We start from the raw sequence: 13,944 nt of genomic DNA, 5'->3' as shown, positions 1-13,944 counted from the left end.
CACAAAAAATCATGCAATGATCGAGTCTGGATTGTGCATATTGTATGCCGGAGCGTCACATGATGATCGATGCCCAGGTCGCGCAGGAAGTGGTCGCGCGGACCATGAAGATCATTCCCTACAACATCAACGTGATGGACGCGCGCGGCATCATCATCGCCAGCGGCACGCCCGAGCGCGTAGGCACCCTGCATTCCGGCGCCCAGGCGGCGCTGGCGCGCGGCGAAGCGGTCGAGATCGGTGACGACCTCGGTGCCGACGCGCGCGGCATCAAGCCGGGCATCAACCTGCTGATGCACGGTCGCGGTGAGGTCTGCGGCGTGGTCGGCATCACCGGCAAGCCCGACGACATCCGTCATTTCGCCGAGTTGGTGCGAGTCACCGCCGAGATGATCATCGAGCAGGCGCTGTTGACCGGCGAGCTGCAGAAGCAACTGCGTTACCGCGAGGAATTCGTCTTCCAGCTACTGCGGCGCAGCGATGTTTCCGCCGAGAACATGCAGGCCTGGGCGACCCGGTTGAAAGTCGACCTGGCCGCCCCGCACGCGGTCACCCTGCTGGCGACGCAGGACAGAACCGCCGCTCCCGATGCGCAACTAGCCAGTCTGCAAGCGGTGCAGGCCGCCTTGATCGCGCGCTGGCCCGGCCTGCTGGTGGCGGTCACCTCGCCGCAGGAACTGGCGCTGATCGAACCGTTCGACGTCACCGGCACCCGCACCCAATCCGCCGCACGCGCGTTGGCCAGATTGACCGCACTGGAAAAGGTCGTGGCACTGCTGCTGACACCCGGTTTTTCACTGAGTGCAGGCGCCGGCCTTCCAGGCCTGGACGGCGTGGCCGCCTCCTACCGCACCGCCCGCGAAGCCCTGGCGATCGCCAGGGCCCGCAAGCTCAAGCCGCACCTGATCACCTATTACGACCTGAGCCTGCCGGTGCTGCTCGCAGACCTGGACACCGGCTGGAAACACCAGCAACTACGCCAGCCCATCGACCTGCTGATGGCCGGCGACCAGAAATCCGGCGTGCTGCTCAAGACCCTGAAAACCTGGCTGTCCCACAACCAGAACATGGCTCGCACCGCCGACACCCTGCGCATCCACCGCAACACCCTCAACTACCGCCTGCAGCGCATCCACGAAATCACTGGCCTCAACCTGGACGACATCGACGACCTGCTGCTGTTGTACGTGGGGCTGACGCTGGAAGGGCGCGAGAGTGAGCGGGGCGGTTAGCCAGCAGAAGAACCTGGAGGGTTCACCGGGAAGAACGGACCGGTGTCGGGTAGAGTGCCTGGGGGATTGAGCCTGGAAACAGCTGACGTTCCGAAGGTGCTGCGGATCATTTCCGGACTCTGGATGCGCTAGGCAATAGCAGAGAGTGTCGGCCACGGCCGCAACATCCATTGTCTGATGAGAATCAGGCGCACGAGAGCTGCCTCAGGTGCAGTAGAGAGCGTAGAAAGGGGGGCGTCATGCGGCATGGGTCAAAATCACCCGGCATTGTCATATCCGGGCTGGTGTCATGCGTGGTCTTGACGCTGATTCTGTGTGCGGCGCAGGCATCCGAGCCGAGGGTGTCCCAGGGCATGGCGACCGCGACCTGGACGCCGGATAACGGCGATGGCACCTTCACCAATCCGTTGTTCTACGATGAATTTTCAGATCCGGACCTGATCCGCGTCGGTGACTGGTTCTACCTGACCGGCACCACCATGCACGCCATGCCGGGCTTGCCGATCCTGCGCTCGAAGGATTTGGTCAACTGGGAATTCGTCGCCTACGCCCTGGACAAGCTCGACCTTGGCCCGGCCTATCGGCTGGAGGACGGTCGGAATATCTACGGCCGGGGCATCTGGGCGCCGTCCTTCCGCTACCACGATGGCAAGTTCTACATCTTCTCGAACGTCAACGGCCAGATGACCCAGATGTTCACGGCCACCGATCCGAAGGGGCCGTGGACGCGCACGCCGATGAAGCGCAGCTTTCACGACCTGTCCGTCCTGTTCGACGACGACGGCAAGGCCTATGTCGTCTGGGGTCACCAGGCGATGCACCTGGCCCAACTGACGGACGATCTGACCGACATCGTTCCGGACACCGAACGCGTCCTGTTCGCCGACGACGCCGGGATGGGCGAGGGCGCGCATTTCTACAAGATCGACGGCAAGTACTACATCATCAGTGCCGAATATGCCGGCGGCTTTCGCATGCCGGCGGCGCGGGCGGATCATGTGCTGGGCCCCTACGAGGTCAATCAAGCGATCAGCCTGCATGAAGACTTCGGCATGGCGTCAAGCAGACGCACGGGTACGCCCGAGCCGCCGTTCAAGTTCTGGGGGCCTGACCCCGCCGCCAAACATGGCCTGGCGATGCACCAGGGAGGCGTCATCCAGACGCCTGCGGGCGAATGGTGGGGCTTCTCGATGATGGATTTCAATTCCGTCGGTCGCCTGCTCAGTCTGTCTCCCGTCACCTGGAAGGACGGCTGGCCCTATTTCGGCCTGCCGGGCAACCTGACGCGCACGCCGCGGACCTGGGTGAAGCCAAAGACCGCCACGCCGCAGCCGGTGGGTGTGCCCTTCCGGCGCAGCGATGATTTTTCGGCGCCGCAGCTCCAGCCTCTATGGCAGTGGAACCACGTCCCGGTCGACGGCAAGTGGTCGTTGTCGGAAAGGCCGGGCTTCCTGCGGCTTCATGCTCTGCCGGCGAGCACTTTCTATGACGCGCGCAACACCCTGACGCAGCGGGCGATCGGGCCGATGTCCACGCCGACCGTCCTGCTCGACGCGTCGAACCTGAAGCCTGGCGACGCCGCCGGCCTGGGGCTGCTCAACCTGCCCTATGCGACCTTGGGCATCGAAAAGCGCACCGACGGGCTCGACGTCGTTCTTTACGACCAGCACCGCGACAAGACGGTGCGGGTGAAGATGACCGGGACGCGCGTCTGGCTGCGGGCCGACTGCGACTTTCTCGCCGAACGGGCGCGCTTCAGCTATTCGTTCGACGGCGTCACCTTCACCCCGATCGGCGACGAGGTCGAACTGTTCTACCAGACCTTCACCTTCCAGGGCGTCCGCTACGGATTGTTCAACTACAACACCGCCGGTGCCGAGGGCGGTTTCGCCGATTTCGACCGTATCGACGTCCATCAGCCGCATACCCACGGCCTGATGCGGTCCATTCCCTATGGCCGGTCGATCCGGCTGACATCGTTCCACGCGACGACCGGACTGGCTGCCGGCGATGGGAGCCTGGCTTCGGGCGTCCCGACGCAGTTCCAGATCGTCGACCGCCGGTTGGGCCGCGTCGCTCTGCGATCGGGCCGACGCTATGTCACGGTCGGTGAGGATGGCGGGGTGACGCTTGTGGCTGGACAGCCGGGCACGGCGCAAAACTTCCAATGGATCGAAACGCCGACGGGCGAACTGGTGCTGATGTCATTGGCCACCAACCGCTTCCTGCGCATTGATCCGCGGACCGCAGATATTCGGGCCGACAGTCCAGGCCCCATGCCGGACAACAGCGACGGCGCGCGCTTCATCTGGTCGGAATAAAGGGGGGCGCCGGCGAACTCGGGGATTCATCGGCGCAACGCACCAGCACGCGCTCAGCGAGGTCGAATTCAACAGCCGGGGCGTTGCAGGCTCGTCGCCGAGGCGGTGTTCGTGGTGGACGCGCGCGCTCCCTGCAACTTCTCCAGGATTAGCGGAAGGGATCCCGTGAATATCGCGGAGTCTGTGAAGAGGGAATGCAAGCAGAAACGCCTTTGCAAGATCGCATCGATGCACCGCGTCGGCGTCAAACCTGAGCAGTCCGCGCCCGCCCGATCGCCGCAATACGCGCCTTCACCAAGGCCTCGCCGATCCGCGGCCCCTGCAAGCCCTGCTCGGCAAGATCACGCGCATTGATCGCCATCGCGGCGGCGTGCAGACGCTGCAGCTCGGCGCCCTGCGGATAGGCGTCTTCCTCGCTGCCGAGCCGGCCGCGTTTGTCGGCTTCGCAGACCTTGGCCAACTGCGCTACGCGCTCCGGGCGACGGAACGCGTCGCAGCGTTGCAGCAGCTCGTGCACGGTCTTGTCGCGTAGTTCGTCCAGGCGGTGCACGTTGAGATGCTCGCGGCAGGCGATCACCGCCAGGTCGCGGTACTCGGCCGGCACCTTGAGTCGATCGCTCAATGCCTGTGCCGGTGCGACCCCGCGCTGCTCGTGCATGATGTGACGCGGCCATTCCTCGCGCGGCGTCAACGCTTTGCCGAGGTCGTGCGTGAGCGCGGCGAAGCCGATCAATGCATCACCCGGCGCGATCCTCGCGGCCATGTCGCTGACCAGTTCCTGGTGCCGGCCGGTGTCTACTTCCGGATGGAATTCGGCGCGCTGCGGCACGCCATACAGGGCTTCGATTTCCGGAAGCACTGCTTTGAGCGCGCCGGCCTCGTGCAACGTGTGCAGGAACGCCGATGGACGTGGCGCGACGAGTGCTTTTCGCAGTTCCTGCCAGACCCGTTCGGGCACCAATGCGTCCAGTTCGCCGCTGGCGGCGATCTGCTGCTGCAGTTCCATGGTTTCCGGCGCGATCGTGAAACCCAGCGGCGCAAGTCGCGCCATGAAGCGCGCCGCGCGCAGCACCCGCAGCGGATCTTCGACGAACGCCGGGCCGACGTGACGCAGCACGCGTGCCTGGATGTCGCGCGCGCCGCCGTAGGGATCGACCAATTCGCCGCTAGCCTCGTCGCGGGCGATCGCATTGATGGTGAAATCGCGACGCAGCAGGTCTTCTTCCAGCGTCACCGACGGATCGGCATCGACCACGAAACCGCGATAACCGCGCCCGCTCTTGCGCTCGGTACGCGCCAACGCATATTCCTCACCGGTCTGCGGATGCAGGAACACGGGGAAGTCGCGGCCGACCGGCTTGTAGCCGAGCGATTCCATATGCGCCTGATCGGCGCCGACCACGACCCAGTCGCGGTCGCCGGCGGAGTGGCCGAGCAGTTCATCGCGGATGGCTCCGCCTACGAGGTAGATCTTCATGCCGAACATGATGCCCGAAGGCCGTGCGCGCGCGTGCCGTTCCCCGCTCAGCTCAGCCCGCGCGCACCCGGCACGAACAGGCCGATCACGAACCACACCAGCCCGAGCAACCACATCAACAGGGCGTACAGACGGATCTGTTCGGCGTTCCAGAAACCGACGAAGGGCCCGTCGAGAAACAACCCGGCCTTCCAACCTTCCATCCAATCCGCGCCGTCGCTGCGTAGCACCCACCAGGCCGCGCCACTGCCTGCTGCGAACAGCAGGCACCACAGCGCAACACTCATCAGCGGCTTCCCGCGCCGCTCGCGGTCGTGGTCGGGCAGACGAACTTCCTGCGCGTGTCCACCAGCTTGCCGACCATGCGGTCGCTCACCGGCAAGGCATCGCCATTGAGGCGCCAGTCGTAGATCACGCTGAAGGCGAGCACGCGCGCGACGTACTCGCGGGTCTCCTTGTAGCTGATCGTCTCGATCCAGATATCCGGATCGTGGCTGGGACGCTGACCGAGCCAGCGTGCGGCCGGGGTCGGGCCGGCGTTGTAGGCGGCGATGGTGATGTAGGGCTGGCCGGAATACTTGTCCAGCAACTGGCGCAGGTAGGCGCTGCCGATGGCGATGTTGGTATCCGGGTCGTACAGGCTGGCAGCACCGCCGTAGCCGGCCAGGCCGATGCTCTTGGCCACGCCGGCGCCGGTGGCGGGGAGTACCTGCATCAATCCCATCGCGTTGGCGCCCGAGCGCGCGTTCGGGTTGAACACGCTCTCGGCGCGGATTTCGGCGGCGACCCAGGCCGGATCGAGCGCGTTGCGCGCGGCCTCGCGACGGATCGTGTCGTCGTGGTGCAGCGGGAAGCGCAGCGTATACAACCGCTGTTCGTCAGGTTGCTTGCCGAGCGCGAACACCGCGCGGTCGAACCAGCCGTTGTCGCCGGCCACTTCCACCGCGAGCCGGCGCTGGGTATCGTCGAAACGACTCAGCGCGTCGTTCCATTCCTGCGTCGCCCAGCCGGCGCGATCGAGCTTGTACAGCTCCAGCGAGCGGATCAATGCGGGATCGCGCGCCACCACGGCCTTGGCCTGCGCGCTGTCGTTCGGCTGCCACGGACACAGCGCATAAGGCTGCTGCAGGCGATCGGCGGCGAGGAAGCCGTGGAAGGTGGGTTGGCGTGCGGCGCTGCGGTACAGCGTCTGTGCCGCGGCGGTTTCGCCGGTCTTCTCGGCCAGCCGTGCCTCGAAATACTGCCAGCGCGAATCGTTGCGCTGCGAAGCCGGCATCTTGCGGATCGCCGCCAGTGCGGCCGGCCAGTCGCCGCGTGCCATGGCTTCGCGCGCGCGCCACTCGTGCAGGCGCTCGTCGTAGGCGCTTTCCGGCACCGCGTTGAGCCGGCGCGCGGAGTCGGGCAGGTAGGAGGCGACCGTCCACAACGCGATCTGGTAGAGCACCTGGCCGCGCTGGGCCTCGCTGAAACCGAGCGTGGTGGTGAATTGCGGCAGCAGGCGCTCGGCTGCGTCCGGATCGGATTTGGCGAGCTTGCTCAACCCGTCAACGGCGATGCGGCGGCTGCGATCGGTCTTCGGCCACTGCAGCGCACGCGTGTCGGGTTGGGTGAGGAACTGAGCGTAGTCGTTGGCCTGTGCCAGCTCGGTGGCGGGCAGGCCGCGCGCTGCGTTGCGCATCACCGCCGGCTGCTGCTCGTCGGCGGCCGCTTCAATGCGTTGCCAGCGCAGCGTGTCGCTCAGGCCGCCGCGTGCCGCCAATGCCGTGAACACCGCGTCGCAGGCATCCGGCAGCGACTTGCCACTGGTGCTCCACAACGCCTGCGCGTCGGCGGTCCATTGCGCGTCGGCCTTGCCGGTGGCCTGGCGCGCGTTGAGTTCGGCGCAGCGCAGGCTGGGGTTCTCGGTCGGCTTCCAGTTGGCGAGCAGGGTGGGCCAGTCCTGGCGGCGTGCCAGCGCCGGCAGCCAGGTGCTGCGGAACGCCTCGGCGACCGGCTGGCCGGCGTAGCGCTTGAGGAAATCCTGGGCCTGGGCGTTGGAAACGCTGTCGATGCTGCGGCGCAAACCGGCGTACTGCAGCCAGCCATACAGCGGATGGCTGGCGAAGGCGGCGGCCTGGGAGGCGTCCAGGCGCCCGGCATCGGCCGCGTCGAAGGCGTTGTGCAGTGCGGGACGTTGCGCGTCCAGGTTTTGGGCACAGGCGAGCCCGGGCAGCCAGGCGAGGGAAAGGGTCAGCAGAGTGAGGGTGCGCTTCATCGCGGCAGTATCGCCGCTGGGCGCTGAACAGGCATGCGAAGGTGCCCAAGCAGGGTTGTGTCAGTTTCGTGTCGCCATGTGTCGGCACTTGCCATCTATTTACGATTTGTTTACAAACCCTGTCGAGCCGCTGCGGCGCAGGGGGAACGTGGCGGTGTTCCCATCCACTTTGGAGAGAGAGCCGGATGAAGTACCTGCGCCGCCATCGTTTGACCCATGCCGTGCTGAGCGCGGCGTTCTGCCTGCCGTTGCTGGCACAGGCCCAGGACGCCGCCACGACGACCGACACCAAGACGCTGGACAGCGTCCAGGTGACCGGCACCCGTATCAAGAGCGCCGAGATCCAGGGCCAGGTGCCGATCCAGACCTTGAGCCGGGATGATATCGAGCGCACTGGCCTGAACTCGATCGGCGAGGTGCTGCAGCAGCTCACCGGCTCGGGCTCGGCCCTCAATGCCAAGTTCAACTCGTCCGGCAATTTCGGCTTCCCGCCCGATGGCAGCGGCGTCGGTGCCGGTTCCTCGCAGGTGGACCTGCGCCATCTCGGCTCCAAGCGCGTGCTGGTGCTGGTCGACGGCATCCGCTGGATCAACGAATCCTCCGCCTCCGGCGTGGGCGCCTCGACCGACCTCAACACGATTCCGCTGGCGCTGGTGGAGCGCATCGAGGTGCTGGAGGACGGCGCCTCCTCGCTGTACGGCTCGGATGCGATCGCCGGCGTGGTCAACATCATCACCCGGCGCGAATTCGACGGCGCGCAGGTCACGCTCAACTACGGCCAGTACGGCAAGGGCGACGGCGAGAGCCGTGGCTTCGACCTGGCCTGGGGCACCCGCACCGACCGCACCAGCCTGTTCCTCGGCGCCAGTTATGTGAAGCAGGATCCGGTCTACGCGCGCGACCGCCGCCAGTCGTACTACCCGACGCCGGGTACCGGGCTGACCTTCGGCAGTTCGGCCACGCCGGATGGGCGCTTTGTCTTTGTCGATCCCAACATCATCTACGCAGGCGGCAGCGGCCCCCCCCAGGACCTCACGCCCAACAGCGGACTCTCGGGCGCGCCGGTCTACGACGGCACAGCCGGCTGTACGCGCACCGACGACTACCACTGCTTCAGCACCGCCGACCGCTACAACTTCGCCGCGCAGAACATGGTGCTGACGCCGTCGGAGCGGAAGGGCGTGTTCGGCCAGTTCCGGTTCTTCTTCAACGACGACGTGCAGTGGTACCTGAAGGCACTGGGCAACCGCCGCGAGTCGGTGAACCAGGCGGCGCCGGAGCCGATCTTCCTCGGTCCGGATGCCGGCACCGGCAATCCGCTGGCCGACAACATCACCATCTCGGCGTTGAACCCGTACAACCCGTTCGGCTTCGATCTGGGTCCGAACAACCTGATCCTGATCGGACGACGCCCGGTCGAAGGCGGGCCGCGCGTGTTCGAACAGCGCGTGGATACCTCGTACGTCGGCACCGGCTTCATCGGCAGCTTCGAGTCGGCCGAGCGGACCTGGTTCTGGGACGTCAACGCGATGTACAGCAAGAACAAGGCCGAGCAGACCAATCGCGGCAGCTACAACATCTACAACATCGCGATGGCGCTGGGCGATCCGGCCGCATGCGCGGCGGTAGCCGGCTGCGTGCCGCTGGACATCTTCAGCGGTGCCGGCAGCATCACCCCGGAGATGCTGCGCTGGATCCAGCCGGTCGTGCGCGACCGCAGCCAGAACGAACTGAGCGTGTTCAGCGCCAACCTCAGCAGCGAGCTGTTCAAGCTGCCGGCCGGTCCGGTCTCGTTCGCCACCGGTCTGGAACATCGGCGGTATGAGGGCTGGTACCAGCCCGATCCGCTGACCGTGGCCGGCCACTACAACGGCGTGCCGTCGCTGCCGACCTCCGGCAGTTACAACGTCAGCGAGGCCTACCTCGAACTGAGCGTGCCGATCTTCGCCGACTCGGTGTTCGGCGACAAACTCGACCTGAGCCTGGCCGGGCGCTATTCGGATTACTCGACCTTCGGTGGCGAATTCACGCCCAAGTACGGTCTGCGCTGGCAGGTGACCGACGAGTTCGTGTTGCGCACCAGTTATGCGGAAGGCTTCCGTGCGCCGACCATCGGCGAGCTGTACGGCTCGGCCGCGCGTGCCGACCTGACGCTGTCCGATCCCTGCTCGATCGGTCTGGGCGGCACCCCGCCGCGCGGCAGCGCCGCCAACTGCGCCGCGCTTGGCGTGCCGGCCGGCTATCAGCAAGCCAACTCGCAGATCTCGGTGACCACCGGCGGCAATCGCGCGCTGGATCCGGAACGCTCGCGCAGCTTCAGCACCGGCTTCGTGTGGAGCCCGTGGTTCGGCAGCAATGCATCGTGGTCGGACCGCTTCGATATCGAGGTGACGTTCTATCGCCACCAGATCGATGGCGCGATCCAGGCGATCAACGCGCAGACCCAGCTCGACCTGTGCGTGGACACGCTCGATCCGACCTACTGCGGCGGCATCACCCGCGCTTCCACCGGCGGCATCAACGGTTTCAACAACCGCCTGACCAACCTCGGTTCGATCAATACCGATGGCTGGGACGTGGATCTGTTCTGGACGCTGCCGGAGAACGCGCTCGGCCGCTTCAAGCTGAAGTGGCAGAACACCTTCGTCGGCCGTTACGAAGCCACTGGCGCGGCCGGGCAGAAGCAGCCGCAGAAGCCGGGTGTCGAGGTCAACGACAGCTCGATTCCGGAGTGGACCAGCAATGCTTCGGTGGACTGGTCGCTGGGCAACTGGAACGCGGCCTGGACGGTGCGCCACATTTCCAAGCTGACCGAGGAATGCGGTGACGCGGTGGCGTTCGCGGTCTGCAGCGATCAGGCCGCGGGCACCAACACGCTCGACGCGATCACCTACCACGACGTGCAGCTCGGCTACCGCTTCGCCTGGCTCAACGGTCTGCAGCTGACTGCCGGCGTCAACAACCTGTTCGACAAGGATCCGCCGATCTGCCTGTCATGCTCGCTCAACGGCTACGACGCATCCACCTACGACATCCCGCAGGGACGTTACTGGTATGTGCGTGCGGACCTGAGGTTCTGACCGGATCCCTCCCGTAGGAGCGACTTCAGCCGCGATGGGGCGTTCCCATTTGAATCCCCGCACATGGATGTGCGGGCTCTTGCAGAAGGATCTGCGTGACAGCTCCATCGCGGCTGACGCCGCTCCTACGAGATAGGGGAGCGGCTACTTCAGCAGTTTCCGTGGCACCACGATCTCCATGCCGATCGCCAGATGATCGGAGAACGCCGCCGGGATCGCCTCGGTCTTGCCGATCTGCATGCCGTGGCTGACCAGGATGTGGTCGATCGCGCGCTGCGGGCGCCAGCTCGGGAAGCTCGGCAACACATTGCCCGGCGGTTGCAGCGAGGTCTGGCGATAAAGCGCCTGCATCTCCGGACGATCGGCGACGCAGTTGAAATCGCCCATCAGGATCGCGTTGGGATGCTCGGACAGCAGTTCGGCGATGAAGGCCAGCTGTGCCGTCCGCGAGTTGGCGCCCAGCGACAGATGCGCCACCGCGACCACCAGGCCTTCGCGGCCTTCACCGAACCTGGCCAGCAGGATGCCGCGCCCGCCGATGCGGCCGGGCAGGGCGTGGTCCTGCACTTCGACCGGTTCCAGCTTGCTGAGCAGCCCGTTGGCGCTGGACGCGACGCCGCCCATGCGCCGGTTCGGCTGGTGGCTCCAGTAATGGAAGCCTGCGCGCTCGGCCAGATAGTGGGTCTGGTTGGTGAAGCCCGAGCGCAGGCTGCCAGGGTCGGCCTCGTTGAGGCCGACGATGTCGCGCTCGCCGGCCAGTTTGGCGATGGCGTCCAGGCTGTTGCGCTTGCGGCCCATCGGCAACGCGTGTGACCAGCTGCGGGTCACGTAATCGCTGTAGCGGCGGGTGCTGGAGCCGGCCTGGATGTTGGCGGTCAGCACCCGCAGGGTGCGTGTTTCAGAATCGCTCACGACATTTCCGGACCGGGCTTACTTCGCCCCGGCGGCACGCTCGCGCGCGATCAGGTGGTCGGCGATGCGCAGCATGTCCTGGTAGCTGGTGCCCTTGACCAGGTACTTGCCGTTGATGATCAGCGAAGGCGTGCCGCTGATCTTGCTGCGCATGGCGAACTGCTTGGCGCGGTTGGTCTGCGCGGCGACGCCGAAGCTGGCCATGGTGTCGGCGAACTTCTTCGGGTCCACGCCGTAGGCGACGTAGAAGTTGGCGATGTCCTGCACCGAGTCGCGGCCGCGCTCGCCCTTGAGCTTGCCGTCGACGTGGATGGCCTGATACAGCGCCTCATGGGTCTTGTCTTCCACGCCCAGGGTCTGCGCCGCATAGAAGGCGCGGGCGTAGTCGTCCCAGGTGCCGCCGAACATCGCCGGCACGTAGACGAAGTTGACGTCCGACGGCAGACCGGCCTTCCACGGCCCGATCAGCGGCTGGAAGCGGAAGCAGGCCGGGCAGACGTAACCGAACACCTCGGCGACCTCGATCTTGCCGGCGGCCGGCTGGAACGGCTGGCCGCCCTCGATGTCGACGTAATCGGTGCCGGCGACCGGCTCCGGACCGTTCGGCGCCTTGGGCGCGTTGGCCTGCTGGGTGTGGCCGTCGTCCTGGGCCGGCGCGGTGGCGGCCTGGCTGGCGTCGGGGGTGGTTGCGGTTGCGGGTTCTGCGGTGGCAGCGGGCTGTTCGGCGGGCGTGCTCGGGGTGGCCGCGACGGTGTCGGCGCTGCCGTCCTGGGCCTTGCAGGCCACCAGGATGGGCAGGATCGCCATCAGGGTCAGGGCAAAAAAACGGCTCTTCATCGAATGGATCTCCAGCGGGAAGACGGGGCGGCGGCCAGCGGCCGGCCAGGGGACGCATGATGGCATGGCGGCCGTGTATGGCCGCCATGCCATCAGCAATGGATTATTTTGCCTGCTGCGCGGCGGCTGCGTGCTCGCGTGCGACCAGATAGTCGGTTACCCGCAACAGGTCGTCGAAATCCTTGCCACGGACCAGATAGCGGCCGTTGACGATCACCGACGGCGTACCGGGGACCTTGCTGCGCAGCGCGAACTCACGCGCGGCCTGCAGGCGTGCCTCGATCTGCGGGCTGCTGAGCGTCTCGATGAATTTCTGCTGCGGCACGCCGTAGTCGGCGTAGAACGCAGCCAGCTCCTCGGGCGCCACGTTCTGTACCGGCATGCTGTGCTTGTCGTGGATCGCCTGGAACATCGCCAGATGGCTCTTCTTGGCCACGCCCAGCGTATCGGCGGTCAGATAGGCGCGTGCGAATGCGTCCCAGGGGCCACCGAAGGCCGCCGGCACCGGCGTGACGCGCACATAGTTCGGTTGCCGGGCGGTCCACTGTTCCAGCTTCGGCTCGAAGTGCGCGCAATGCGGGCAGGGATAGCCGAATACCTCGGCGACCTCGACCTTGCCGTTCAACGGCAGGTAGGGCTGGCCGTCGGCGATCTCGACGTAGTCTTCGCCGGCGACCGGCGTGGGCGGCGCGGCGCTCGCGAGCAGGGGGGCAAGCGTCAGCAGGATCAACAACAGTCGGGTTACCGATTTCATGCGGGCTCCGTGGGGGTAAAAGCAAACGCCGGTCGTTGACCGGCGCTCGGGGGTGAGGCCTAACTAGCTAGACTTGGACCGCCGAAGCGGCCCATGGTTCACGATCGTCCGGGTGTCGCGGCGGGCAGGTTCGCTGCGGCCTCGTCGTCGGCCCGATCATGCAGGCCTTGCAGGTAACTGGAAAGAGCCTGGATCTCCTGCTCGGTCAGCGAATGGGTGACCAGCGCCATGATGTCGAACAGATGGCGGTCGGTCTCGGTGGTCTGGCCGGCCTGGTACTCCTGCAGCCGGCGCGCCACGTAGGCCGCATGCTGGCCGCCGATGTGCGGATAGGCAGGGCCGGGATTGCCGGCACCGGTCGGGCCATGGCAGGCCATGCAGGCGGGGATGCCGCGTGTCGGATCGCCGCCGCGATAGAGCTTCTGGCCGATCTCGTAGAACTTCATGTCCTTGTAGGGGCCCTCGGCGACGACGCTGTCGTCGGCCAGGCCCGCGCCGGGTTTCTGCGTGGCGAAGTACGCGCCGATGTCGCGCATGTCCTGCGGGGTGAGGTCCTGCACGAACGGCACCATCGCCGCGACCGCGCCGCTGGTGCGCTGGCCGTTGGCGATCAACGCCATCTGATGGGCGATGTAGCGCTCGCTCTGTCCGGCGATGCGCGGATAGATCTCGACCGCGGGATTGCCATCAGGGCCATGGCAGGCCGCGCAGGCCGCGGCCTTGGTCTGGCCGGCCTTGGGGTCGCCCCAGGTGGTTTTGGACAGATCGATCTCCAGCGGCATCACCCGTACCGGGGTGTTGTCCGGGATCGGAGTAACCGCCGTCTGTGCGACAGCAACCGCTGCAATGACCGAGACGGTGAGTGCAGTGAAGGCAAGAACGCGAGCGTGGCGCATCAGCTAGAGCTCCGTAGGGGCCTGGACTGCGGGCGTGGGGGCGCTGGCCTCCGCAGGCCTCCGGATTATCGGCATGCCCTTGCGTGGCGGTCAACGAACGGTGCAGCAAAGACCTTTCATCGGTCGTTCCTGGGCAGGGGGAGGGCGGTTCCTGGCCGCCCCCGGGTCGTGGCGTGCGATC

General features: G+C 66.3%; 10 protein-coding genes. 3 read left to right on the top strand and 7 right to left on the bottom strand.

All coding sequences use genetic code 11. The features are described from left to right. Positions 1–59: 59 nt before the first annotated feature. Both AC3WJE_RS14455 and AC3WJE_RS14450 read left to right on the top strand, forming a co-directional pair. Positions 60–1,232 carry a sugar diacid recognition domain-containing protein gene (locus AC3WJE_RS14455; RefSeq protein ID WP_493731510.1) on the top strand — a complete coding sequence of 391 codons (1,173 nt, stop codon included), beginning with the start codon at positions 60–62 and terminating at the stop codon, positions 1,230–1,232. Between the two features lie 353 nt (positions 1,233–1,585). Continuing rightward, a complete protein-coding gene (locus AC3WJE_RS14450) occupies positions 1,586–3,553 on the top strand; it encodes a family 43 glycosylhydrolase (RefSeq protein WP_493731509.1) in 1,968 nt (655 codons plus the stop codon). A gap of 244 nt (positions 3,554–3,797) precedes the next feature. On the opposite strand, the gene AC3WJE_RS14445 is transcribed toward AC3WJE_RS14450, so the two are convergent. The 3 genes from AC3WJE_RS14445 to AC3WJE_RS14435 are packed head-to-tail and all read right to left on the bottom strand — an operon-like array spanning position 3,798 to position 7,284. Continuing rightward, positions 3,798–5,030 carry a multifunctional CCA addition/repair protein gene (locus AC3WJE_RS14445; RefSeq protein WP_493731508.1) on the bottom strand — a complete coding sequence of 411 codons (1,233 nt, stop codon included), beginning with the start codon at positions 5,028–5,030 and terminating at the stop codon, positions 3,798–3,800. A gap of 47 nt (positions 5,031–5,077) precedes the next feature. Beyond that, positions 5,078–5,317, bottom strand: coding sequence for a hypothetical protein (locus tag AC3WJE_RS14440; protein WP_493731507.1), 240 nt, complete (start codon positions 5,315–5,317; stop codon positions 5,078–5,080). After that, positions 5,317–7,284, bottom strand: a complete 1,968-nt coding sequence (locus AC3WJE_RS14435) for a transglycosylase SLT domain-containing protein (protein WP_493731506.1) — start codon at positions 7,282–7,284, stop codon at positions 5,317–5,319. Before AC3WJE_RS14435 ends, AC3WJE_RS14440 begins: the two co-directional genes overlap by 1 nt. 185 nt (positions 7,285–7,469) lie before the next feature. On the opposite strand from AC3WJE_RS14435, the gene AC3WJE_RS14430 reads away from it, so the two are divergent. Continuing rightward, complete coding sequence (locus AC3WJE_RS14430) at positions 7,470–10,364, top strand: TonB-dependent receptor plug domain-containing protein (RefSeq protein ID WP_493731505.1); 2,895 nt, start codon at positions 7,470–7,472, stop codon at positions 10,362–10,364. Positions 10,365–10,508: 144 nt separating this feature from the next. Here the strand turns inward: AC3WJE_RS14430 and AC3WJE_RS14425 are convergent, their stop codons facing one another. From AC3WJE_RS14425 to AC3WJE_RS14410, 4 genes are all read right to left on the bottom strand, one after another. Then, complete coding sequence (locus AC3WJE_RS14425) at positions 10,509–11,276, bottom strand: endonuclease/exonuclease/phosphatase family protein (protein WP_493731504.1); 768 nt, start codon at positions 11,274–11,276, stop codon at positions 10,509–10,511. An 18-nt stretch (positions 11,277–11,294) separates the two neighbouring features. Further along, on the bottom strand, positions 11,295–12,113 hold the full coding sequence (locus AC3WJE_RS14420) for a thiol:disulfide interchange protein DsbA/DsbL (protein WP_493731503.1): 819 nt from the start codon (positions 12,111–12,113) through the stop codon (positions 11,295–11,297). A gap of 103 nt (positions 12,114–12,216) precedes the next feature. Next, on the bottom strand, positions 12,217–12,867 hold the full coding sequence (locus AC3WJE_RS14415) for a thiol:disulfide interchange protein DsbA/DsbL (protein WP_493731502.1): 651 nt from the start codon (positions 12,865–12,867) through the stop codon (positions 12,217–12,219). A 98-nt stretch (positions 12,868–12,965) separates the two neighbouring features. Beyond that, complete coding sequence (locus AC3WJE_RS14410; RefSeq protein ID WP_493731501.1) at positions 12,966–13,763, bottom strand: c-type cytochrome; 798 nt, start codon at positions 13,761–13,763, stop codon at positions 12,966–12,968. Between the last annotated feature and the right edge of the window lie 181 nt (positions 13,764–13,944).

Source organism: Pseudomonas sp. GW821-FHT07E12 (assembly GCF_058986605.1).
The sequence above is the reverse complement of the archived record's forward strand: the minus strand, read 5'-3'. Positions and strand labels throughout refer to the sequence as shown.

Coding starts and splice junctions, on each gene's coding strand:
- AC3WJE_RS14420 (WP_493731503.1), bottom strand. CDS start 12,113: ATGAAGAGCCGTTTTTTTGCCCTGACCCTGATGGCGATCCTGCCCATC.
- AC3WJE_RS14445 (WP_493731508.1), bottom strand. CDS start 5,030: ATGAAGATCTACCTCGTAGGCGGAGCCATCCGCGATGAACTGCTCGGC.
- AC3WJE_RS14415 (WP_493731502.1), bottom strand. CDS start 12,867: ATGAAATCGGTAACCCGACTGTTGTTGATCCTGCTGACGCTTGCCCCC.
- AC3WJE_RS14430 (WP_493731505.1), top strand. CDS start 7,470: ATGAAGTACCTGCGCCGCCATCGTTTGACCCATGCCGTGCTGAGCGCG.
- AC3WJE_RS14410 (WP_493731501.1), bottom strand. CDS start 13,763: ATGCGCCACGCTCGCGTTCTTGCCTTCACTGCACTCACCGTCTCGGTC.
- AC3WJE_RS14450 (WP_493731509.1), top strand. CDS start 1,586: ATGGCGACCGCGACCTGGACGCCGGATAACGGCGATGGCACCTTCACC.
- AC3WJE_RS14435 (WP_493731506.1), bottom strand. CDS start 7,284: ATGAAGCGCACCCTCACTCTGCTGACCCTTTCCCTCGCCTGGCTGCCC.
- AC3WJE_RS14455 (WP_493731510.1), top strand. CDS start 60: ATGATGATCGATGCCCAGGTCGCGCAGGAAGTGGTCGCGCGGACCATG.
- AC3WJE_RS14440 (WP_493731507.1), bottom strand. CDS start 5,317: ATGAGTGTTGCGCTGTGGTGCCTGCTGTTCGCAGCAGGCAGTGGCGCG.